Source organism: Nocardioides sp. CPCC 206348 (assembly GCF_048654705.1).
Lineage (GTDB): Bacteria > Actinomycetota > Actinomycetes > Propionibacteriales > Nocardioidaceae > Nocardioides.
On record NZ_JBMCZA010000144.1, the window covers coordinates 22,118 to 44,139 of the forward strand.

General features: G+C 71.2%; 24 protein-coding genes. 15 read left to right on the forward strand and 9 right to left on the reverse strand.

Features of this window, described 5'->3' with window-relative positions; all coding sequences use genetic code 11:
* Genes ACOADB_RS09880 through ACOADB_RS09900 form a run of 5 tightly spaced genes read left to right on the forward strand, consistent with a single transcriptional unit; the run spans position 1 to position 4,714 of the window.
* Positions 1 to 579 carry a TlpA disulfide reductase family protein gene (locus ACOADB_RS09880; RefSeq protein ID WP_378597787.1) on the forward strand — a complete coding sequence of 193 codons (579 nt, stop codon included), beginning with the start codon at positions 1 to 3 and terminating at the stop codon, positions 577 to 579.
* A complete protein-coding gene (locus ACOADB_RS09885; protein ID WP_378597788.1) occupies positions 579 to 1,343 on the forward strand; it encodes a cytochrome c biogenesis CcdA family protein in 765 nt (254 codons plus the stop codon). The genes ACOADB_RS09880 and ACOADB_RS09885 overlap by 1 nt, the downstream gene beginning before the upstream one ends.
* A complete protein-coding gene (gene resB / locus ACOADB_RS09890) occupies positions 1,340 to 2,920 on the forward strand; it encodes a cytochrome c biogenesis protein ResB (protein ID WP_378597789.1) in 1,581 nt (526 codons plus the stop codon). The genes ACOADB_RS09885 and resB overlap by 4 nt, the downstream gene beginning before the upstream one ends.
* Positions 2,917 to 3,975 (forward strand): c-type cytochrome biogenesis protein CcsB, encoded by a 1,059-nt coding sequence (gene ccsB / locus ACOADB_RS09895; RefSeq protein WP_378597790.1) that lies wholly within the window; start codon positions 2,917 to 2,919, stop codon positions 3,973 to 3,975. Before resB ends, ccsB begins: the two co-directional genes overlap by 4 nt.
* Positions 3,976 to 3,988: 13 nt before the next feature.
* Complete coding sequence (locus tag ACOADB_RS09900) at positions 3,989 to 4,714, forward strand: SDR family NAD(P)-dependent oxidoreductase (protein ID WP_378597791.1); 726 nt, start codon at positions 3,989 to 3,991, stop codon at positions 4,712 to 4,714.
* A gap of 68 nt (positions 4,715 to 4,782) precedes the next feature.
* Here the strand turns inward: ACOADB_RS09900 and ACOADB_RS09905 are convergent, their stop codons facing one another.
* Entirely contained in the window at positions 4,783 to 5,034 is a 252-nt protein-coding gene (locus ACOADB_RS09905) for a hypothetical protein (protein WP_378597792.1), read from the reverse strand.
* An 83-nt stretch (positions 5,035 to 5,117) separates the two neighbouring features.
* On the opposite strand from ACOADB_RS09905, the gene ACOADB_RS09910 reads away from it, so the two are divergent.
* Entirely contained in the window at positions 5,118 to 5,378 is a 261-nt protein-coding gene (locus tag ACOADB_RS09910; RefSeq protein WP_378597793.1) for a DUF4229 domain-containing protein, read from the forward strand.
* 140 nt (positions 5,379 to 5,518) lie between these two features.
* On the opposite strand, the gene ACOADB_RS09915 is transcribed toward ACOADB_RS09910, so the two are convergent.
* Genes ACOADB_RS09915 through ACOADB_RS09940 form a run of 6 tightly spaced genes read right to left on the reverse strand, consistent with a single transcriptional unit; the run spans position 5,519 to position 10,811 of the window.
* Complete coding sequence (locus ACOADB_RS09915) at positions 5,519 to 6,400, reverse strand: 1,4-dihydroxy-2-naphthoate polyprenyltransferase (protein WP_378597794.1); 882 nt, start codon at positions 6,398 to 6,400, stop codon at positions 5,519 to 5,521.
* 10 nt (positions 6,401 to 6,410) lie between these two features.
* Entirely contained in the window at positions 6,411 to 7,706 is a 1,296-nt protein-coding gene (locus ACOADB_RS09920; RefSeq protein ID WP_378597795.1) for an MFS transporter, read from the reverse strand.
* A gap of 10 nt (positions 7,707 to 7,716) precedes the next feature.
* Positions 7,717 to 8,442: a gamma-glutamyl-gamma-aminobutyrate hydrolase family protein gene (locus tag ACOADB_RS09925; protein WP_378597796.1), complete on the reverse strand. Its 726-nt coding sequence runs from the start codon at positions 8,440 to 8,442 to the stop codon at positions 7,717 to 7,719.
* A gap of 4 nt (positions 8,443 to 8,446) precedes the next feature.
* Positions 8,447 to 8,842 carry an MAPEG family protein gene (locus ACOADB_RS09930; protein ID WP_378597797.1) on the reverse strand — a complete coding sequence of 132 codons (396 nt, stop codon included), beginning with the start codon at positions 8,840 to 8,842 and terminating at the stop codon, positions 8,447 to 8,449.
* Complete coding sequence (locus ACOADB_RS09935) at positions 8,839 to 9,840, reverse strand: glutathione synthase (RefSeq protein WP_378597798.1); 1,002 nt, start codon at positions 9,838 to 9,840, stop codon at positions 8,839 to 8,841. Before ACOADB_RS09935 ends, ACOADB_RS09930 begins: the two co-directional genes overlap by 4 nt.
* A complete protein-coding gene (locus tag ACOADB_RS09940) occupies positions 9,837 to 10,811 on the reverse strand; it encodes a glutamate-cysteine ligase family protein (protein ID WP_378597799.1) in 975 nt (324 codons plus the stop codon). Before ACOADB_RS09940 ends, ACOADB_RS09935 begins: the two co-directional genes overlap by 4 nt.
* A 55-nt stretch (positions 10,812 to 10,866) precedes the next feature.
* On the opposite strand from ACOADB_RS09940, the gene ACOADB_RS09945 reads away from it, so the two are divergent.
* On the forward strand, positions 10,867 to 11,322 hold the full coding sequence (locus tag ACOADB_RS09945) for a MarR family winged helix-turn-helix transcriptional regulator (RefSeq protein ID WP_378597800.1): 456 nt from the start codon (positions 10,867 to 10,869) through the stop codon (positions 11,320 to 11,322).
* Here ACOADB_RS09945 and ACOADB_RS09950 read toward each other — a convergent pair.
* Positions 11,303 to 12,622: an MFS transporter gene (locus ACOADB_RS09950; protein WP_378597801.1), complete on the reverse strand. Its 1,320-nt coding sequence runs from the start codon at positions 12,620 to 12,622 to the stop codon at positions 11,303 to 11,305. The genes ACOADB_RS09945 and ACOADB_RS09950 overlap by 20 nt on opposite strands.
* Before the next feature lie 37 nt (positions 12,623 to 12,659).
* On the opposite strand from ACOADB_RS09950, the gene ACOADB_RS09955 reads away from it, so the two are divergent.
* Genes ACOADB_RS09955 through ACOADB_RS09980 form a run of 6 tightly spaced genes read left to right on the forward strand, consistent with a single transcriptional unit; the run spans position 12,660 to position 19,635 of the window.
* Positions 12,660 to 13,742, forward strand: a complete 1,083-nt coding sequence (locus ACOADB_RS09955; protein WP_378597802.1) for an AMP-binding protein — start codon at positions 12,660 to 12,662, stop codon at positions 13,740 to 13,742.
* Positions 13,739 to 14,689: an o-succinylbenzoate synthase gene (locus ACOADB_RS09960; protein ID WP_378597803.1), complete on the forward strand. Its 951-nt coding sequence runs from the start codon at positions 13,739 to 13,741 to the stop codon at positions 14,687 to 14,689. The genes ACOADB_RS09955 and ACOADB_RS09960 overlap by 4 nt, the downstream gene beginning before the upstream one ends.
* Positions 14,686 to 16,392: a 2-succinyl-5-enolpyruvyl-6-hydroxy-3-cyclohexene-1-carboxylic-acid synthase gene (gene menD, locus ACOADB_RS09965; RefSeq protein WP_378597804.1), complete on the forward strand. Its 1,707-nt coding sequence runs from the start codon at positions 14,686 to 14,688 to the stop codon at positions 16,390 to 16,392. The genes ACOADB_RS09960 and menD overlap by 4 nt, the downstream gene beginning before the upstream one ends.
* Positions 16,393 to 16,394: 2 nt before the next feature.
* A complete protein-coding gene (locus tag ACOADB_RS09970; RefSeq protein WP_378597805.1) occupies positions 16,395 to 18,260 on the forward strand; it encodes a Na+/H+ antiporter in 1,866 nt (621 codons plus the stop codon).
* Positions 18,261 to 18,270: 10 nt separating this feature from the next.
* On the forward strand, positions 18,271 to 18,909 hold the full coding sequence (locus ACOADB_RS09975; RefSeq protein ID WP_378597806.1) for an MBL fold metallo-hydrolase: 639 nt from the start codon (positions 18,271 to 18,273) through the stop codon (positions 18,907 to 18,909).
* A gap of 42 nt (positions 18,910 to 18,951) precedes the next feature.
* Positions 18,952 to 19,635: a hypothetical protein gene (locus ACOADB_RS09980; protein WP_378597807.1), complete on the forward strand. Its 684-nt coding sequence runs from the start codon at positions 18,952 to 18,954 to the stop codon at positions 19,633 to 19,635.
* Positions 19,636 to 19,644: 9 nt separating this feature from the next.
* Here ACOADB_RS09980 and ACOADB_RS09985 read toward each other — a convergent pair whose 3' ends face one another.
* Positions 19,645 to 20,634, reverse strand: coding sequence for a L,D-transpeptidase family protein (locus ACOADB_RS09985; protein WP_378597808.1), 990 nt, complete (start codon positions 20,632 to 20,634; stop codon positions 19,645 to 19,647).
* Positions 20,635 to 20,728: 94 nt separating this feature from the next.
* Here ACOADB_RS09985 and ACOADB_RS09990 point away from each other — a divergent pair, with 94 nt between their 5' ends.
* Both ACOADB_RS09990 and ACOADB_RS09995 read left to right on the forward strand, forming a co-directional pair.
* Positions 20,729 to 21,418 (forward strand): demethylmenaquinone methyltransferase, encoded by a 690-nt coding sequence (locus tag ACOADB_RS09990; RefSeq protein ID WP_378597809.1) that lies wholly within the window; start codon positions 20,729 to 20,731, stop codon positions 21,416 to 21,418.
* A gap of 42 nt (positions 21,419 to 21,460) precedes the next feature.
* Positions 21,461 to 21,922 (forward strand): hypothetical protein, encoded by a 462-nt coding sequence (locus ACOADB_RS09995; protein ID WP_378597810.1) that lies wholly within the window; start codon positions 21,461 to 21,463, stop codon positions 21,920 to 21,922.
* Positions 21,923 to 22,022: the final 100 nt, after the last annotated feature.

Here is a 22,022-nt window from a genome sequence, read left to right on the forward strand (position 1 = left end):
ATGACCCGCAGGAGTCGTGTCGCCCGTTCGGTGGCACTGATCGCCGCCGTGGTGCTGATGGCCGGATGCTCGGACATCGGCGGTACCGGCGACCTCGACTACGTCCCCGGCGACGGCCAGGTCATCGAGGTGGCGAAGGGCGACCGGGAGGACCCCGTCGACTTCGCCGGTACGACGGTCCAGGGTGACGCGCTGGACGTGACCGACCTGCGCGGCAAGGTCGTCGTCCTCAACGTCTGGTGGTCCGGCTGCGGTCCGTGCCGCACCGAGATGCCGATGCTGGTCGACACCGAGGCCGAGGTCGACGCCGACGAGGTGGCCTTCGTCGGGATCAACATCCGCGACCTGGCGCCCGAGAACGCGGCGGCGTTCGAGCGCGACCGGGGGGTCGAGTACCCCTCCCTCTACGACCCGGGCAGCGAGACCCTGCTGCGCCTGGGCAAGTTCTCCCCGCACGCCACGCCCGCCACGATCCTGCTCGACAAGGACGGCCGTGTCGCTGCGCTGATCAACGGACCCATCCCGTCGAAGAGCACGCTCTCCACGCTGATCGACGACACCCTGGCCGAGAGCGACTGATGGGCGAGTGGTTCACGGAGCAGGCCTCGGTCGGCTCGCTCGGCCTGGCCGTGCCGGTGGCGTTGATCGCCGGCCTGGTCTCCTTCTTCTCCCCGTGCGTGCTGCCGCTGCTCCCGGGTTACCTCTCCTATGCCACCGGCCTGTCCGGAGCAGACCTTGCCAGTGGCGAGGCGGGCCAGCGTCGCGGCCGGATGCTGGCCGGGTCCGTGCTTTTCGTGCTGGGCTTCGCGGTCGTCTTCGTGTTCGCCGGCACGGCCTTCGGTGGCTTCGCAGCCGAGCTGCAGCAGTGGGAGAACACGATCACGCTCGTGCTCGGCGTGCTGCTGATCGTGCTCGGCCTGTCGTTCGCCGGGCTGGTGCCGTTCCTGCAGCGCGACTTCCGGATGCACAAGGTGCCGGCCGTCGGCCTGGGGGCCGCGCCGGTGATCGGCGCGATGTTCGCGATCGGCTGGAGCCCCTGCATCGGCCCGACCTTCGGGGCGATCCTGAACCTGACGTACGCCGACGGCGCCACCGCAGCGCGCGGCGGGCTCCTCGCCCTCTGCTACGCCCTGGGCCTGGGCCTGCCGTTCGTCCTGGTCGCGGTCTTCTACAACCGCACCGTCGGCGCCCTGCGCTGGGTCCGGCGCCACCAGGTCGCGGTGATGCGCACGGGCGGGTTCTTCCTCGTCGTGATCGGCGTGCTGATGGTCACCGGCTGGTGGGACCACGTCGTCCAGTGGGCGCAGCTGCGCACCGTCGACTTCGGGGAGACCGCGCTGTGAGCACCTCCGGCCCGAAGCCCGACGCCCGCGAGCGCCGTCCCGGGGAGCTGACCGCGCGCGAGTTCGCCCGGTGGGTCTGGCGACAGATCTCCTCGATGCGCACTGCGCTGATCCTGCTGCTGGTCCTCGCCCTCGCTGCCATCCCCGGATCGGTGATCCCGCAGCAGGGCGTCGACTCGCTCGCCGTCACCCGCTGGAAGGACCAGCACCCCAAGCTGACCCCGCTGTACGAACGCCTCGACCTCTTCTCGGTCTACAGCTCGCCGTGGTTCTCCGCGATCTACCTGCTGCTCACCCTCTCGCTGGTCGGCTGCATCGTGCCGCGCCTGTTCGTCTACCTCCGCGCGCTCCGTGCCCAGCCCCCGGCAGCGCCGCGTCACCTGTCGCGGCTGCCGGCCCATGCGTCGTACACGACGGACCTGACGCCGGACGAGGTCCTCGACCGGGCGCGTGCGGTGCTCGGCCGCCGGCACCGGCTGCGGGCCGACGCCGAAGGTGGCGACGCCGTCTCGGCCGAGCGGGGCTACCTGCGCGAGGCCGGCAACCTGGTCTTCCACCTGTCAGTGCTGATCGTGCTGGCCGGGTTCGCGGTCGGCGGGCTCTGGGGCTACCAGGGCGGCGTGATCCTCGTTGAGGGCAGCACCTTCAGCAACAACCTCACGCAGTACGACGACTTCAAGCCGGGCGGACTGTTCACCCAGCAGCAGATGAAGGACTTCCGGTTCAGCGTCAACGAGTTCCGGGTCGACTGGCTCAGGGACGGGCCGCGCGCGGGCCAGGCCCGCAAGTTCGAGGCCGACCTGTCCTACCGCGAGGGCCAGTCCGACGCGAAGGACTACACGCTGCGGGTCAACCACCCGCTGAACGTCGACGGCACCGAGGTGTTCCTGATCGGCCACGGGTACGCCCCCGTGATCACGGTGCGCGACGGCAAGGGCGACGTCGTCGCGACCGGGCCGACCGTGTTCCTGCCGCAGGACGCGACCTTCCTGTCCTTCGGCGTCGTCAAGGCGCCCGCCGCCAAGCCCGGCCAGATCGGGCTCGAGGGCCTCTTCTACCCGACGTTCGAGATGGTCGATGGCGATCCCGTCACCGTCTTCGGTGATGACCTGTTCCCCACGCTGTCGCTGCTGGCCTACACCGGTGACCTCGGCCTGGACGACGGTCGCTCCCAGTCGGTCTACGTGCTCGACAAGTCGAAGGCCACCCCGGTCGAGGGCGAGGACGGCAAGCCGTTCCGCCTCGACCTGCAGATCGGCGACACCGTCGAGCTGCCGGACGGCCTGGGCTCGGTCACCTTCGACCGGGTCGACCCGTGGATCCGGGTCCAGATCAGCCAGACCCCGGGCAAGGGCGTCGCGCTGCTCGGTGTCGTGCTCGCCCTGATCGGGCTCTGCATGTCGCTGTTCCTGCGGCCACGACGGGTCTGGGTGCGGGCGGTCGCGGGTTCGGGGGACACAATGGACGGCACGGGCGGCACTCGGGTCGAGGTCGCCGTACTCGATCGCTCCGGCAACGGTGAGACGGACGAGATCCTCGCCAGACTGTTGGCGCAACTGCAGGAGGCACCGAAGTGAGCAACACCGCGTGGGAGACCCTGAGCAACCAGGCGGTTGCGATGGCGGGTCTCGTCTACTTCATCGCGCTGCTCGTCCACCTTGCGGAGTGGGCGGCGATGCGCCAGCCCGCGGGCGAGCTGGTCGCGGCCGGCGGTGGCGACGGGTCTCGAGACGGTCGCAGTGCGACCTCCTCGACCTCCGAGGTGGAGCGAGGTGCGCGGGACACCTTCTTGAGCCGCCTCGGCTCCCGGCTGACGATCGCGTTCCTGGGTCGCCTCGGCTTCCTGCTGACGATCGTCGCCTGCGCGGTGCACTTCGTGGCCCTGCTCGGGCGCGGCATGGCCGCCGACCCCAACCGGGTGCCCTGGGGCAACATGTACGAGTTCACCGTGTCCGGGACCTTCGTCGTGACGCTCCTGTACGTCGGCCTGCACAAGAGGTTCGGCCTCGCCTGGATGGGCCCCATCGTCGTCGGCTTCGTGCTGACGGTCCTGATGACCGCGGTGATCTGGCTGCACGACGAGGTCGCGCCGCTGACCGAGGCGCTCAACTCGCCCTGGCTGGTCATCCACGTCGTGTCGGCCGTGATCGCCACCGGCACGTTCACCCTCGGTGGCATCGCCTCGATCATGTACCTCGTCCGGATGCGGGCCGAGCGTCGCGCCGCCGCCGCGGGACGGGAGCTCTCCCGCTGGATGGGCCGCGTGCCCGATCTGCCGGCGCTGGACCGCCTCGCCTACCGCGTGCACGCCTTCGCGTTCCCGGTCTGGACCTTCGCGGTGCTGATCACCGGCCCGATCTGGGCGCACGAGGCCTGGTCCCGCTACTGGAACTGGGACCCCAAGGAGGTGTGGGCGTTCATCACGTGGGTGGTCTACGCCGGCTACCTCCACGCCCGTGCCACCGCCGGCTGGAAGGGCCGCAAGGCCGCCATGCTCGCGCTCGTCGGCCTCGCCACCCTGTGGTTCAACTTCATCGGGATCAACTACTTCTCGACGACCAGCCAGCACTCGTACGCCGTCGAGCGGTTCGTCGATGACGCGCCGGCGCCCGCGCTGGTCTCCCTGTTGTAGGGGTGCTGGTTCGATGTCCCTGACCATCGTCACCGGAGGAACACGCGGCATCGGTGCCGCCATCGCGGCTCGACTGGCAGGCGAGGGCCACGACCTGGTGCTCGGCTACCTCAGTGACGAGGCGAGTGCCCGCGCGACGGCCGACGTGATCGCCGCTCTCGGCGTCCGCTGCGTCACCGTCCGCGCCGACCTGACCACCGACGCCGGGATCGAGGAGCTGTTCGCCCGCGCCGCCGAGGTGGGTCCGATCACCGGCGTCGTGAACAACGCGGGTGCGACGTACCGCTTCGCGCCGCTTCACGAGACGCCGACCGAAGAGATCCGGCGGACCATCGACATCAACCTGACCGGCCCGATCCTGGTGGCCCGCGCAGCGGTGGCGCTCCTGGACCGCGGCGGTGTCATCGTCAACATCACCTCGGGGGCCGCGACCATCGGTTCGCCGGGGGAGTACGTCCACTACGCCGCGGCCAAGGCCGGCCTGGATGCGGCTACGCGGGGCCTCGGCCTCGAGGTCGCCGACCGCGGCATCCGGGTCGTCGCGATCGCACCGGGCCTGATCGCGACCGACCTGCACGCCACCACCGGCGACCCGGAACGGGTGGAACGGATGGCGCCGCAGATCCCGCTCGGCCGGGCCGGTCAGCCCGAGGAGATCGCCAACGCGGTCGCGTGGCTGATGAGCGACCAGGCGGCGTACGTCACCGCCACCACGCTGCGGGTGGCCGGCGGTCGCTGACCGGCGTGCTCGCTCGGACCACCCGTTCCGCAGGTTGATTGATATCAATCAACCTGGTGAGGGAGGGGTCAGGAGTCGGACGTGGGGGCAGGCGGGGTGGGCGGGTCCGGCGGCTTCGCGTCGCGGGCCTGCTTGCGGCGCTTGCGCTCCAGGTCGCGCAGGAACGACTCGTCGTCGTCCGGGGCAATCGGGCGGCTGGGCGGCTGGGGCCGGGACGGGCGGCGCTTGGCCGGGGAGGCTCCGGGGCCGCGGTCCTGCATCCAGCGGATCGCGAGATACGTCACGACCGCGAAGACGATGACCACCAGCAGGAACTTCACACCCTCAGCGTAGGCCCGGCCCGGTCATCTCGTTGCCGGATGCCCGTGCCCGGACGTCCGGGCACGACGCCTACCCTGTGCGGGTGAAGGAGTTCTGGATCTACACCGGCCTGCGCCTCGCCTTGTTCATCGCCGCGTTCTGCACCATCTTCGGCGTGTGGTTCCTGGTGGCGGACTCCGTCAACCTGCTGCTCGTCGTGGTGTTCGCGTTCCTGGTGAGCGGCCTCGCGTCGTACACACTGCTCGCGCGGCAGCGCAATGCGTTCGCCCACCGGGTCGCCGGACGGGCGGACCGGATCGTCGATCGGTTCGAGGAATCGCGCGCCAAGGAAGACGACGACTGACAGTCTGCGCGAGCGCGTCTCCGGCGCCCGGTAGGGGCAGCAAGCTGCCATCGCGCCTCTCGACGCGCTGCCGCGCCGCGGTTGACTTTGCAAGGGCTCGAGTTGGCATGGCGACAAGCCAGCCGGCGCCGGGTCAGTCCTCAGGCAACAACCAGGCCGAGGCCGGTCAGGATCGCCCAGCCCAGCTCGGCGATGCCGGTCTGCTGGAGCACCGGGATCAGCGCCGGTCCGCGCGCGCCACCCAGGACGATGCGCGCCGCGCTGGCCGCCGGGAGCAGGAAGCCCAGGCCGAGCAGCGCCCACCACGTGGTGAGGACGGCGAGGCCGATGACGGCGGCCGCCGAGGCCAGCACGAGCAGGGCATAGAACTTTCGGGTCCGGGCGTCGCCCAGGCGTACGGCGAGCGTCATCTTCCCTGAGACCGTGTCGGTCGGGATGTCGCGCAGGTTGTTGGCCACGAGGATCGCGCAGGCCAGGGCGCCGACACCGGCACCGGCCACGACGGACGCCCAGCCGATGGTGCCCCATGACTCGGTCTGCACCCAGGTGGTGCCCACCACGGCCACGAGTCCGAAGAACACGAAGACCATCACCTCGCCGAGGCCGAGGTAGCCGTACGGCTTCGAGCCGCCGGTGTAGAACCACGCGGCCAGCACGCAGACCGCCCCGATCGCGACCAGCCACCACGACGTGGTGGCTGCCAGGGCGAGTCCGGCAACGCCGGCGACGCCGAAGGCGAGGAACGCTGCGCGCTTCACGGCGGCCGGCGTCGCGAGCCCGGAGCCGACCAGGCGCAGCGGTCCGACGCGCTCGTCGTCGGTGCCGCGGATGCCGTCGGAGTAGTCGTTGGCGTAGTTCACCGCCACCTGGAGGGCCAGGCTCACCACGAGCGCGAGCAGCGCCTTCCACCACACCGCGTGGTCGTCGTACGCCGCAAGGGCGGTGCCGGCCAGGACGGGGGCGACGGCTGCGGGCAGGGTCCGGAGGCGGGCGCCGGCGATCCAGTGGGCGGGGGTGGCCATGATCGGCGATTCAAGCAGGTTCGGGTGCCGGGCGTGGCGCAGGGGTCGAGCGCTCCAGGTGCCGTTCGGCTGCACGGGAGGCCGGATGGATGGCTATGGCCGCCACCAGCACGATCGCGGCGATCACCAGCCAGCCCTGTGCACCCCACTCCATCGCGAGGAACGTGTAGGCGGCCGGGGCCCAGACCGAGCCGACAGTGTGGCCCAGCTGGCTGACGCCCTGGTACTCCCCGCGGCGGTTCGGGTCCGACAGCTCGGCCTGCAGGCCCCACTCGCCGGCCGACTGGAACAGCTCGGCACCGGTGACCGTGACGTGACCGATCCAGACCAGGGCGATGGTCACCCAGCCGATCGTGTCGTGGGTGACCAGGACGATCCCGCAGGACAGCATGAAGAACACTGCTCCGCGGCGCTGGGCGCGCAGCGAGTCGGAGACGGTCGTGATGCCGCGCGCGGCAGCGACCTGCAGGGCCACCGCCATCACCGTGTTGGTGCCGAACAGCCAGGCCAGCAGGACGCGTGGTGCGTCGGTCTCCTCGACCAGCCACAGCGGGATCACCACGTTGAGCAGGACCTGGTGCGTGGCCAGCACGCCGCCGAAGATCGACATCAGGAGGTAGCCCCGGTTGCGCAGCGCACTCTGCTTGTCGCCGGCGTCGTCGAAGGCCGCCTCGAGCGCCGACTCGGCCTGCTCCTCCGTCGCCGCGTGTACGGCGGCCGGGAGTCGTGACACGAGCAGGGCATTGAGCAGCAGCAACCCGGCGGTGATCAGCGGTACCGCGCGGATCACGTCGTTGCTGTTGGTCGCCAGGGCGACACCGGCGAGCAGTGCGCCGAAGGTGTACCCGACGTTGCGGGCGGCCCGGAAGTAGGCGTTGGACGAGACGCGTTCCTCGCGGGGGAAGATGTCGAAGCGGTAGGCGTTGCGGGCTGCCCGGCTCCCGACCTGCACGGCCTCGAGCAGGATCATCATGGCGATGAAGGTGGCGAGGCCGCCGACGGCGAGCCACGCGACGTAGAGCAGCGCCTCGATGAGCGATGCGATGGCCCAGACCCGGCGGGCGCCGTACCGGTCACTGAGCTTGCCGAGCGGCACGGCCAGGAAGAACGACACGACGCCGGCGACGGTCAGCCCGAGGCCGACCTGCGCGGCGCTGAGGCCCACGATCTGGGTGAAGAAGACGGCGCTGCCGGTGAGGAAGACGCCGTCTCCGAATGCCGAGAGGACCGATTGGGCCGAGAGCCGGCGGACCAGGGAAGTCGGGCCGGCGAGACGCAGGAGGCGTTCCGAGACTTGTCTTGACATCAAGACGATTTTACGACGCGACCGGGCTCCGTGTCGAACGTTTTTCTGCCGCGGCGACCAACCACCCGAAGATTGCCGGGCCGGTCGGGTCGTGCGGCCATTCGTTCCAGGTGAGCTCGGGGTGCCACTGCACGCCGAGCACCGGCCAGCCCGGGTGCCGGGGCTCGACGGCCTCGATCACCCCGTCGCCCGCCCAGGCCGTGGGGACCCACGTCGGTCCCGGATCCTCCACTGCCTGGTGGTGCAGCGCGCTGGTCGTCGAGGCCGCGCCGATCAGGGTGCCCACGATCGAACCGGGTGCGGTCGTGACAGCGTGCCCCGTCGCGGGATGATCGTGGTCCACGTCGGTGCGCAGCGTCCCGCTGAACGCGACGACGAGGACCTGCAGGCCGCGGCAGACGCCGAGCACCGGGACTTCGTCGACGGCGGCCGCCCGGACCAGGTCGATCTCCTCCTCGTCCCGCCCGGCGTCCACGTCGCGCGCCGCCCCCGGCACGCCGCCGTAGCGGGCGGGATCGATGTCGCCACCGCCCGTGAGGACCAGGGCGTCGAGCACGCCGAGCAGGTCGATGCCGGCGCCCGGCGGCACCACGACCGGCAGCCCTCCGCTCGCGCGGATCGCCGTCGCGTAGGACTGCGGGGCGCCGTACACGGGGAGGGTCCCGAAGGGCCTCGGGACGTCGTACCCGTGGCCGGCGATGCCGATCACGGGCCGTCCCGCCGTGGACCGTCTCATCGGGTCACATCGCGACCAGGGCCGTCACCCCGAGGGCGACGCCGGAGAGGTAGGTGAACATCGCGCCCGAGTCACGGACCGGGCCGTGGGCCGCGAGCGTCGTGGCGCGGAGCATGCCGTAGGCGTGGGTGAACCGGGCGGCGGCGGCCACGATCGCCAGGGCGTCGAGCCACCAGCCGTCGGTCAGCGTCGAGCAGACGACGAGCAGGACGACGAGGGTCGGCACGTACTCCGCCGCGTTGCCGTGTGCGCGCTGCGCAATGAGCAGGCGGTCGGCGGGGTCGGTCGGCATCTGCGGTCCCTTGTCGCCGCGGATCGCCCGGTGCCGGGTCACGTTGGCGCCGAGGAGGAACAGCAGGATGCCCATCAGGGCGATGCAGGTGATCACGATCGTGCTCATCGGGTGGCCATCACTTTCAGGTCGGAAGGGGAGGAGGGGTGGGTCTCGTCGAGGTCGAGCAGCCGGCGCACGATCGCGCCGGAGAGGTCGGTGCCGAGCAGGGCGTCGGTCTTGGCCATCCCGCCGGGACAGGTGACGTTGACCTCGATCAGCCGGCCGTCGATGACGTCGAGCCCGGCCAGGGCGATGCCGTGCTGGCGCAGCAGGGGAGCGAGGGCGTGGGCGATGTGGCGATCCGCGTCGTCGACCTCGGCGGGTGCGCACGGCATGCCGATCCGGAAGTCGTCGTTGTCGGGGCGCCGCAGCACCGCGCCGGCGATCTCCCCGTCGAGCAGGAACAGGCGCTTGTTGCCGGCCTCCACGCGAGCGAGGTACTCCTGCATGATCACGTGCCGGGTCCCGCCCGCGGTGGCCGACTCCGCGAGCGCCCGTGTTGCTCCGTCGTCGTGCAGCAGCCACACGTCGTGGCCGGCGAAGCCGTCCACGGGCTTGATGACCGCCGCCCCGTGGTCGGCCACGAACCGCCGCACTTCCGCGGGTTCGGTGGTGACCAGTGTGGTCGGGCAGAGCTCGGGGAAGCGCAGGGCGACGGCCTTCTCGTGCAGGGCGCGCACTCCCTCGGGCCGGTTGGTCACGCGGGTGCCGGCCGCCTCGACGAGGTCGAGGAGGTACGTCGTGTGCAGGTAGCGCGCATCGACGGGCGGGTCGATGCGCAGCAGCACTAGGTCCATCCGCTCCGCGACGTCGAACCGGGTCCGCTCGACGACGTGGAACCAGTCGCGCTCCACGATCCAGCGGTGGTCCCGGCCCCGCGTGCGCGGGGCGAGCACGACGCGCGCGGCCAGCGTCCGCACGCGACCGTCGACCACGGACAGGTCCGCGGGTGTGCTGATCCAGACCGGGACCTCGAGGCGCTGCAGTGCCGCCACCAGGCCGACCGTCGCGTCGATGGTGGGGTCGATGTCGGCCACCGGGTCGGTGACGACCAGGACGTTCATGCCGCCACCTCCATCGCCCGACGCGAGCCGAGGAGGGCCAGGCCGCGCTCTGCGTCGCCGGTCCCGGCGGCCGCAGCCGCCCAGTGCTCGGCGAGCCGGGACTGTTCGCCCGCCAGGGAGGCGAGGGCGGTACGGCGGCGCTCGTCGTCGTACAGCAGAGCGGCGAGGCCCTCGGCCAGCTCCCCGACGTCCTCGGCGCGCTGGGCGTCCGGGAACCGGACCTCCAGGTAGCTGCCGCGCGGCCGCACCGGAGGGAAGAGCGTGGACAGATGTGCCTCGACGCCTTCGCCGAGGAAGTCCATGGCGCTGGTCGCGAACGAGGAGTACGCCGCCACCGGGTCGCCGCGCAGGAGCCGGTCGTCGAACGCTGTGCGGTCCGGGTCGGCGGCCAGCCACGTCGTGAGCCGGCCGGTGGGGCCGGTGCTGCGTGCGGTCGCGGCGGCAAGGAACGGGCCGGCGAGGAGCAGGAGTCGCCACTGCTCGAGGCCGGCGCGGCCCGGCCACCAGTCGAGGCACACCTGGGTCGAGGTGGTGTGGCGCATCATCCGGCGTCCCGCGGGGCCGATCGTGTCGAAGTGGCGCTCCATGGCGTCGTACCGCGGCGAACGCAGGAACCGGGAGGTGGTGGGCTCGCAGGCCCGCACCGGCTGGGCGTACAGGACGATCCCGGAGCCGAGCAGGTCCGCGGCGAGTGCCTGGGTCACCTCGACGAGGTGGCGTCCGGCCGCCGCCGCGGACGGTGCGACGGGAAGGCTGAGCTCGACCTGTCCGCCGGGCTCGAAGCTGACCCAGGGGGCGTAGGGACGTCCAGCGACCGCGTCCCGGACGCGCGTCGGATCGACGCTGCTGCCGTTGAAGAAGTCGACCGCGAAGAACTCCTGCTCGACGGCGGCGCGCACCGTGCGGGTGCCGCCGGCGTACAGGGGGCGGAAGAGCCGGGCGACCTGGGAGTGGATCGTTCGTGCATCCATGACAACTCCTGATAAAGTAAGGTTACCTGTCAGATAATGGAAGGCAACCTGTCAAATGTCAAGCGAACTGGTCCGTCCGGATTTCGAACCCTTCATCGCGCTCACCGAGAAGGCGGCGCGGGCGCTGAGCTACGACATGCTGGCCCACGCGCACCGTGCCGGGTTCACGGAGATCGGCGGCTCCCACAACGCGGTCTTCGCCACGCTGGGCCCCGAAGGCTCGCGCGCTGCCGACATGGCGCAGCGCGTCGGTATCACCCGCCAGTCGATGGGCGAGGTGGTCCGCGACATGGTCCGTCTCGGGATCCTGGAGATGGTCGAGGACCCGACGGACCGGCGGGCGAAGCTCGTTCGCTATTCCGAGTACGGGAAGAAGGTCGCGCAGGAGGGCTTCAACCACATCATGGAGGTGGAGGACATCCTGCGTGACGAGTTCGGCGCGGCCGACCTGGAGACCACCCGCAAGGTGCTGCTCCGGGTCAGGGAGATGCTCAGGCCGGATCCGGCGTGAGTGCTGCGTCCGGCACGGTCTCCTCCTCGGGCGGGAAGTTCCGCTGGGCGAAGCCCTGGGCCATCCGCACCGACGGGCCCATCCCGAGCGACGCGAGCACGATGATCGCCGCGATCACCAGCCAGCCCTCCGCGCCCCAGGAGAGGGCCAGGAATGTGTAGAGGGCCGGCGCCCACTTCGAGCCGAGCGCGCCGAAGATGTCGTTGACGCCCTGGTACTCCCCGCGCCGCTTCGGGTCCATCAGCTCGGCCTGGAACGACCAGCTGGCACCGGAGACGGCGAGCTCGGCGCCGGTCACCGTCACGTGCCCGAGCCACACCAGCAGCACCGTGATCAGCCCGACCGTCGAGTGCGTGACCATCGTGATCACGCACGAGACCACGAAGAAGCCCGAGCTGATCCAGATGTAGCGCAGCCCGTCCTCCAGGGTCCGCACCCCCTTCGACGTGTACGCCGGCAGGAAGATGCAGAGCACCGTGTTGGTGCCGAACAGCCACGCCAGCAGCACGTGCGGTGCGTCGGTGGCCTCGACCAGCCACAGCGGGATCACGATGTTGAGCAGCACCTGGTTGGTCCACAGCGTGCCGAGGAAGAACGACACCAGCATCCAGCCCCGGTTGCGCATCGGACCCGGTCCGATCGGCTTCACCCGGGTCTCGCCGCTGGCCACCCGCAGGTCGTGCGGTGCGTCGGGGAGTCGACTGATCCAGAACGCGTTCGCCAGCAGCAGCGCGGCCGCGAACAGCGGGGTCCAGCGGATCACCTCCAGGCTGTCGAAGGCCAGGGCGACGCCACCGATGATCGCGCCGAGGGTGAAGCCGACGTTGAGCGCGGAGTACATGTAGGCCTGCGTCTCGACCCGCTCCTTGGTGGGGAGGACGTCGAGGACGTAGGCGTGGTGGGAGGAGTGGCCCGCGGAGTCGAACAGCGCGAAGGCGACCGCCAGGGCGACGTACTCCCAGAAGGACCCGACGAACGGCAGCACGCAGAAGCACGCCACCCGGAACACCGTCGAGATCACCCACACCCGCTTCGGGCCGAACCGGTCGACGACGCGACCGGCGGGATAGGCGAAGAGGAATTCCGCGATCCCGGCGATGGTGAGGGCCAGTCCGACCTTGCCCGCCGACATCCCGACCACCTGCGTGAGGAACACCGCGCTACCGGTGTTGAACGCACCGTCGCCGGTGGAGAACAGCATCGATTGCAGGGCGAGGCGGCGCGACAGGGGAGTGGGCGGGATCAGGCGACGGAAGACGCCGGACGTGCCCGATCCTGTGTCCGGGACAGGTGTGCTCATCGCGCCCATACTCGCCCGCACCGCTAGCGTCTGTCAGGTGGATTTCTGGACGGTGCGCGGCAACCCCGACGAGGTGGTCGCCGGCCTGCGCTCGTGGCTCTTCGAGGGCGACACCTCCACACGTGCCCTGGTGGTCGAGACGTCCGGTTCCACGGGCGTTCCCAAGCGCGTCCTGCTCACCCGCGAAGCACTGCTGGCCTCCGTCCACGCGTCCGCCGCGCGGCTGGGCGCCACCGGTCCCTGGGTCCTCGCCGTGCCGCCGACCTTCGTCGCCGGGGTGCAGGTCGTCGCGCGGTCGCTGGTGGCCGGCCACGACCCGGTGCTCCTGGGGGAGGCGGGCTGGCCGGAGGGGTCGGGCTGGTTCGTGTCCCTCGTCCCCACCCAGCTGACCCGGATGCTCGACACCCCCGATGACCTGTCCGCCCTGCGCCGTGCGCACACCGTGCTCCTCGGCGGCGGACCGATCGGACCCGCGCTGCGCGCCCGGGCCGCCGCGGCCGGCGTCCACGTCGTCGCCACCTACGGCTCCGCCGAGACCGCCGGCGGCTGCGTGTACGACGGCCTGCCCCTCGACGGCGTCGCGATCGCGCTCGGCGAGGGTGGCCGGATCCGGATCGCCGGCCCCACCCTGTTCACCAGGTACGTCGACCAGCCCGACCTCACCCGCGAGACGCTCGTCGACGGGTGGTTCCTCACCTCCGACGCCGGCCGCATCGACGAGGACGGACGCCTGGTCGTGATCGGCCGGATCGACGACGTGATCGTCAGCGGCGGGCTGAACGTGCCGGGCCCCGCCGTCGCCGAGCGGTTGCTGGCCCACCCCTCGGTCGCTGAGGCCGAGGTGCTCGGCGTACCGGACCCGGAGTGGGGCAACCGCGTCGTCGCTTTTCTCTCGTTGGTCGAGGAGGTCGCGCAGCGACCGTCTCGCTCGTTGGTCGAGGAGGTCGCGCAGCGACCGTCTCGAGACCTCCAGACCACCCTCCGCGACTGGGTCGCCGAGACCCACCCCCGCGCCTGGGCACCCCGCCAGTTCGTCGTCCTCGATGAGATCCCGCTGCTGCCGAACGGCAAGCCCGACCGCCAGGGACTCCTCTCGCTGGTCGAGGAGGTTGCACCGTGAAGATCGTCGCGATCCCGATGCGCACCCGCTTCCGCGGCATCACGGTGCGCGAGGTGGCACTGCTGCGTGGACCCGGCGGCTGGGGCGAGTGGAGCCCGTTCCTGGAGTACCCGCCCGACGTGGCCGAGGCCTGGCTCCGCTGCGCCGAGGAGTCGGCGGCCGGTGACTGGCCGGCCCCGCTGCGCACCTTCGTCCCGGTCAACGTCACCGTCCCCGCGGTCGGTCCCGAGCGCGCGCACGCCATCGTGCTCGACGGCGGTTGCCGGACGGCCAAGGTGAAGGTGGCCGAGCCCGGCCAGACCCTTGCCGACGACGAGGCCCGGGTCGAAGCGGTGCGGGACGCGCTGGGTCCCGACGGGCGGATCCGGGTCGACGCCAACGGCGCCTGGTCCGTCGACGAGGCCGTGCTCGCCATCGGGCGTCTCGATCGCGCCGCCGGTGGCCTGGAGTACGCCGAACAACCGACCGCGTCCGTCGAGGACCTCGCCCGGGTGCGCCGGCGGGTGGACGTCCCGATCGCCGCCGACGAGTCGATCCGTCGCGCCGAGGACCCCTATCGGGTGCGGGACCTCGAGGCCGCCGACATCGCCGTGCTCAAGGTGCAGCCGCTCGGCGGGGTACGCGCCTGCCTGGAGATCGCCGAACGGATCGGCCTCCCGGTCGTGGTGTCGTCCGCGCTCGAGACCTCGGTCGGCATCGCCGCCGGCGTCGCGCTCGCCGCCTCCCTGCCCGACCTGCCGTACGCCTGCGGGCTGGCCACGGTGCAGCTGCTCACCTCGGACGTCGTCGCCCACCCCCTGCTCCCCGTCGACGGAGCCCTGCCCGTGCTCCGGCCCACGGTCGACGTACGACAGCTGACGGCGCTGGGCGCCGCCCCGGATCGTGTCGAGCACTGGGAGGCCCGGCTCGCCGCGGTGCGCGAGCTGCGGGAGGATCGTCGATCATGAGCTCCCCGACCTCTGCCGAGAGCGCTGCTGACAGCGCCGCCGACCTGGCGGACGCGCTGGTGGCCTGGCTCGCTCGGGCCGGGGTCACCGACGTCGTCGTCGCGCCGGGATCGCGCAATGCCCCGTTGTCGATGGCGTTGTGGGCGTCCGCGCAGGCTGGTGGAGCCCGCCTGCACACCCGCATCGACGAACGGACGGCCGGCTTCCTGGCCCTCGGGCTGACCAAGGGCGGCTCGCGCGCAGCGGTGCTGACCACGTCGGGAACGGCCGTCGCCAACCTGCACCCGGCGGTCCTCGAGGGAGTCCACGCAGGCGTCGGCCTGATCGTGGTCTCCGCCGACCGCCCCGCACGACTGCGCGGCACCGGTGCCAACCAGACCACCGAACAGACCGGCATCTTCGGTCCCCTCCTGGCGTCGTACGACGTCGCGACCGTCGCCGCACTGGACGCGGTCGCCGCGCCGCCGCACGACGTCGTCCACGTGAACCTGCAGCTCGACGCCCCCCTCGTTCCTGACGTGCCCCGGGTTGCGAGGCTCGCTGACGCTCGCACCTCGACCAGCGGGCCGATGGCACGGCAGCCGGGGGTTGAGGTGCCAGGCGTGCCAGCGGCGAGCCTCGAACCCACTGCCCTGCCCCGCGGCCCCCGCACGGTCGTGGTGGCCGGCGACGACTCGGGACCGCCGGCCCGCCAGCTGGCCGAGGCTGCCGGCTGGCCGTTGCTGGCCGAGCCGACCAGCGGCGCCCGCACCGGCGAGAACGCCCTGCGCACCTACCGCCTGCTCGTCGGCACGGACCTCGGCGCGCGCATCGAGCGGGTCGTGGTCTTCGGTCGCCCGACCCTGTCCCGCCCCGTCACCCGTCTTCTCGAGCGTCCCGATGTCGAGGTGCTCGTGGTGCCCGGCCGCGGCATCTGGCCGCCGAAGCCGGAGGGCTCGACGGCGATCTTCGCGCCGCGCTGGACTGAGGACGAGGTGGACGACCCGGCCTGGTTCGATGCCTGGAAGCAGGCCGATCGCGCGCTGGGTCGCCGGATCGACCGGTTGCTCGCGGACCAGCCCACCCTGACGCCGTACGACGTCGCGGGGGCCACGTTCGCTGCCCTCCCCGCGGCCGGGCTGCTCGTCGTCGGCGCGTCGAGCCCGGTGCGCGACCTGGACCTGATGGCGCGCCCGCCGGCCGTCGGCACCCGCCGCAAGGTGATCGCCAACCGGGGCCTCGCGGGCATCGACGGCACGATCAGCACGTCGATCGGCGCTGCCCTCGGTCGCTCGCTCGTTGGTCGAGGAGGTCGCTCTGCGACCGTCTCGAGACCACGGAACCTCGCACTGATGGGGGACCTGACGTTCCTGCACGACCAGACGGCGTTCGTGCTCGGCCCCGACGAACCACGGCCCGACCTGACGATCGTGGTCGCCAACGACGACGGCGGTGCGATCTTCTCGATGCTCGAACAGGGTGCGCCTGCCCACGCCGCGTCCTTCGAGCGGCTCTTCGGGACGCCGCACGGGATGGACCTGGGCAGCCTGTGCGCGGCCGCCCGGATCCCGCACCTGCGCGTCGCGTCGCGCCCCGAACTCGAGCACGCGCTCGCCAGCCCCAATGGCGGCATCGAGGTCATCGAGGCCACGATCAGTCGCGTCGGTCGGCGCGACCTGGACCTCCAGATCCGCGCCCTCGCCACCACCCCCGAGGAGCGGTAGCCATGGACATCGCACTCCTGCTCGTTGCCATCGCGGTGGTCGTCCTGACCGTCACCGCGATCTCCGAACGCGTCGAGATCCCCGCCCCGCTGACCCTGGTCGTGGTGGGCGTCGCGGCGTCGTACGTCCCGGGCGTGCCCGAGCTGCGCCTCGAGCCCGAGGTGGTGCTGCTCGGACTGCTGCCACCCCTGCTCTACTCCGCGGCCGTCAACACCTCGCTCGTGGACTTCAACGCCAACCGGCGCCCGATCCTGTTGCTCTCCGTAGGGCTGGTCGCCTTCACGACCGTGGGCGTCGCCGTGGTGGTCCGGACCGTCATCCCCGAGATCCAGTGGCCGCTCGCGCTGGCGATCGGTGCTGTCGTCGCGCCGCCGGACGCCGTTGCCGCGACCGCGATCGGTCGCCGGATCGGGCTGCCACGACGGGTGGTCACCATCCTCGAGGGCGAGTCCCTGCTCAACGACGCGACCGCGCTGGTCGCGCTGCGGACCGCGGTGCTGGCCATCGGCGCGACCGTGACGGTGTGGGAGGTCGGGTTCGACTTCGTGCGCGCGGCCGGTGGCGGCCTCGTCGTCGGCGTCCTTGCCTTCCTCGTGGTCGGCTTCCTCCGCAAGAAGATCACCGACCCGCTGATGGACACCGCCATCTCGCTGGTGATCCCGTTCGCGTCGTACATCCTCGCTGAGGAGATCCACGCCTCCGGTGTGGTCGCAGTCGTCGTCGCCGGTCTCCTGCTCGGACACGTCGCCCCGATCCTGCAGACCGCCCAGTCGCGGATCGCGGAGCGCACCAACTGGCGCACCATCGCCTACGTCCTCGAGAACACGGTCTTCCTGCTGATCGGCCTGCAGGCCGACTGGCTGCTCGCCGAGGTCGAGGAGAGCGAGTTCGGGGTCGGCACCATCGCGACCGCCTGCGCCGCCACGCTGGTCGCGGTCGTCGTGCTCCGCATGGTCTGGGTCTTCGTCTCCCGCTTCCTGCTGATCCGTCCCGGTCCTGACCCCGTGACGGGCGAGCGGGCCAGCTGGCGGTACTCGTTCCTCATCGGCTGGGCCGGCATGCGTGGTGTGGTCACGCTCGCCGCGGCCTTCACCGTCCCGGAGAACACCGAGCACCGCGAGGTGCTGCTGATCGTCGCGTTCGCCGTGGTGGCCGGCACCCTGCTCGGCCAGGGCCTGACCCTGCCGTGGGTCGCCCGCCGGCTGCGCGTCCCCTCGCCCGACCCGCACGACGACGCCCTCGCCCGCGCGACGCTGCTGCAGCAGGCAGCGAAGGCCGGCTTCCACAAGCTCGACGAGCTGGCCGAGGACTGCAGCGACCCCCACCGGGTCAGGGACCTGATCATCCAGCGCATCGAGCAGCGCAACTTCGCCGCGTGGGAACGCCTCGGCACCACCGAGGGCGAGGAGAGCCCGAGCGACCTCTACGCCCGTTGGCGCGGGGAGATGATCGACGCCGAACGCCGACGGGTGCTGGAGATCCGCTCGACGGGCACTGTCCCGTCGGAGATCGTCAGCGAGGTGCTCGCCATGCTCGACGTCGAGGAATCGATGCTGGACGCTGCGGAGGCCGAACGCGCCGAGCTCCGGAGCACGACGACCGTCAGCCGTGCCGACGGGTGCGAGCACCTCGCATCGCTGCCCCTCCTCGACCCGCCGGCCGAGCTCGCCTGCCCGGCCTGCGTCGCCGAAGGTGAGCGCTGGGTCGCGCTGCGGATGTGCCTGTCCTGCGGGCAGGTGGGCTGCTGTGACTCCTCGCCCGGCCGCCACGCCACCGCGCACTTCCGTGCGGAGCAGCACCCGGTGATGCGCTCGATCGAGCCGGGCGAGGACTGGCGGTGGTGCTTCGTGCACCACCAGACCGGATAGCGTTGGCGCCATGCGACTGACGAAGTTCGGGCACGCCGCCGTACGAATCGAGTCCGAGGGCACCACCGTGTTGCTGGACCCGGGTGTCTGGACCCAGCGCGAGGCGGTCGACGGGGTCGACGCCGTGCTGATCACGCATGAGCACCCCGATCACTACGACCCCGAGCACCTGCGCGCGACCGACGCGCCCATCTACACGATCGCTGCCGTCGCCGCGCAGATCCGCGACACGGCACCCGACGTCGCCGAGCGCGTGACGGTCGTGGCACCCGACGAGAGCTGGCAGGTCGGCAGCATCGGCGTCCGCGCGATCGGCGAGCTGCACGCCGTGATCCACCCGGACCTGCCGCGGTTCCACAACAGCGGGTACGTCCTGACGGTGGGTGACCAGACCGTGTTCCACCCCGGCGATGCCCTGACCGTGCCGGGCCTCCCGGTCGACGTACTCCTGGCGCCGGTGTGTGCGCCCTGGATGCGGGCCAGCGAGGGTGTCGACTTCGCCCGATCCGTGGGCGCCGCGCGCAACGTGGCGATCCACGACCGGATCTACTCCGGCGAGGGCCTCGGCATCATCGACGGCCAGTTCGGCCGCCTGCTCGGGGCGCGGGGTCTCGACTACGTCCGGTTGCCCGACGGTTCCGACCTGTAGGCAGGGTCCGGGACTCTCAGGTGGACCGGGCATGATGGCCCGATGCCGATCGCACGTTCGTCCCTTGCCGGTGCCGCCACCGGAGTCGTCCTTCTTGCCGGTGCCGTCGGTTTCGGCGTGGGCCTGCCGGAGCTCGTCGAGGACCCCGGCGCCAGCGCAGCCGAGCTGCCGGCGCTGCCCGACCGCCTCGATGACCGGTTCATCTCGCTCTCCGAATCGACGCCCGAGGACTTCAAGGCCGACTCGCCCGAGGACGTGACCGACGCCAACGACATCGCGAAGGCGTTCGGGGAGGCGGAGAAGAAGGCGATCGCCAACCTCACCGACGTGTACGGCGATGCCGACATGCGCTACTACCGTGACATCGACGCGAGCCTGGCGGCGCTCAACGACCCCACCGGCCAGACCAGGTCGGCCGAGATCATCGTCACCGTGGTCCCGGGGCCGGCCGGCCCGGTGCTCCCGCAGGGCCCGTTCGAGAACAACCAGAACGGCGCCCACTACGAGCTCAAGAAGCTCGGCGGCCACCCGTGCGCCGTGCAGTGGGTCGAGTCGGTCGACCCGACGACGGGGGTCCCGACGGGCGAGGAGCTGACCGGCGCCAACTACCAGATCGGGTGCCACGTGCAGGCCGACGGCGTGACCTTCGACGTCGTCAGCAACGGGCTGGACCCGGAGGAGTACGTCCACTACGTCGACGTACTCCTCGAGAAGACCGAGGGCTGACCCTCCCGGTCAGCTCCAGTAGACGATGACCTTGTCGCCCACGGCGACCTGGTCGAACAGCCACGCCACGGCGTCGCGATCCCGCACGTTCACACATCCGTGCGATGCGCCGTTGTAGCCGTTGGCTGCGAAGTCCGGCGAGTAGTGCACGGCCTGGCCGTCCGAGAAGAACATCGCGAACGGCATCGGCGTGTGATAGAGGCTCGACACGTGGTTGGGGCTCTTGCGGGTCACGTGGAACGCGCCCTCGCGGGTCGGCAGCTCGGCCGAGCCGAACCGGACGTCGACGGTCTTGCGGACCTGGCCGTTCACGACCCAGCGCAGGGTCCGGCTGCTCTTGTCGACACACATCACGCGGCCGGTCTTGCAGCGCGGGTCGAGCGCGCCCGGCTTGTTGCCCCCGTTGCCCGGGGGCGGCTGGTTGGTGAGCTCCGCCCTGGTCGGCACGCGGGTCATCGCGTGCAGTCGGTCGAGGGTGCGCTTGTCGACCTCGCCGGTCACCTCGAACCCGCGCTTGGCCTGGAAGCCGCGGACCGCCTTCGTCGTGAGGTCGCCGTAGTTGTCGGTGACATCTCCGCTGAACCAGTCGATCTGCTTCAGCCGCGCCTGGAGGTCGCGGACGTCGGGGCCGCGGTCACCGGGGGAGAGCAGCGCCGGTCCGGCGGGCGGGGGACCGGGATCCTTGGTGGGCTGGGGATCCGTGCTCGGCGTCGGGTCGTCCGTCGCATCGGTCGGGTCGTCGGTCGGGTCTTCGGTCGGGTCGGCCGGCACGTCGGTTGCGTCGTCGACGGGGTCGTCGTTGCCTGCGCCGTCGCCCGGCATCTCACCGGGCATCTCGTCGTCCTCGCCCAGGGACGCGCCCGCGGCCTGCGGGCCGCTCTCCCACGGCAGGGTGTCCTTCTGGACGGCCCAGCCGACGCCGTACGCCAGTACGGAGCACAGGGCGGCCACCAGCGTGATGAGGCTGATCCGGCGAGCGACGCGCGTCTTGGTCTTCATGCCTAGGGAGACGCCACGGAAGGCCAGTTGGTTGCGAACGACTTTTGCTCACCCGCCGATCAGTGGGTAATGCGTGCGTAGGTACGCTTCCGCGGTGGCCCGCGCAGAGCTCGACAAGCAGCCCGCCGATGTCCGACGGATGTTCGACACCGTCGCGCGGCGCTATGACCTGACCAACGACATCCTCTCCTTCGGCCAGGACCGCCGCTGGCGCAAGGAAGTGCTGGACGCCGTCGATCCGGCGTACGGCGACATGGTGCTCGACCTCGCGGCCGGCACCGGTACGTCCAGCCAGCCGTTCCGCGACGCGGGCGCGACCGTCGTACCGTGCGACTTCTCGATCGGGATGCTGCAGGTGGGCAAGAAGCAGTTCCCGCACCTGCCCTTCACCGCCGGCGACGGCACGAAGCTGCCGTTCCGCGACGCCACCTTCGACGCGGTGACCATCTCGTTCGGCCTGCGCAACATCGTCGACCCCCGGGCCGGTCTGGCCGAGCTGCGCCGGGTCACCAAGCCCGGCGGCCGCCTCGTGGTGTGCGAGTTCAGCCACCCGACATGGGCCCCGTGGCGCACCGTCTACCTCGAGTACCTCATGAAGGCCCTCCCGGCCGTCGCCACCGCGGTGTCCTCCGCGCCCGACGCCTACGTCTACCTCGCCGAGTCCATCCGCGCCTGGCCCGACCAGCGCGGGCTGGCCGACCTGATCAGCGCCGCCGGCTGGAACGCGCCCGAGTGGCGCAACCTGAGCGGCGGCATCGTGTCGCTGCACCGCGCCACCGCCTGACCGCGCGGATTCCTGAATCCTCGTGGCCGTACGTTGTCGCCCATGCAGCAGGTGACCTGGACGGTGACGCAGGCCGCGTACGACGATCTGTTGGGCGCCGCCGTCCGGCGAACTTGGGTCGGCCCTGGCCTGCCGGGTCTCCTCCTGGTCCTCGTCATCGCGCCGGTGTTCGGACTCCTCGGCGGCTGGTTGCTGGGCGCCTTCAGTGCCGCTGCCGGGCTGGCAGTACTCGTTGGAGCCCTCGTTGCAGGTCGTTCCGTGCGGCGAATGTTCGCGGCCGCGTTCCCGGTTGGTGCAACAGTCACCACCGAGGCGACTGATACAGCTTTCGTGATGCGCACTGCCTCCGGAGCGATGGAGTTGCCGTGGGGGCGTATCGGAAGCCATCGAGTGGGGCGGGACCTCATCATCGCGAAGGATCGGGTCAGCCGACACTCGATGCTGATCCCGCGCGTTCTCTTCCCTGACGAGTGGTTGCTGCGGCTCGACTCGCCCAGCACCTGACGCCCGCGCACCTGTTACCTGTTGCGGTCCGGCCTGTCGCTGTAACACGCTGTCCGCGCCTCTACGCGCCCGTTGACGGTGCTACCCGACCGCTACAGCG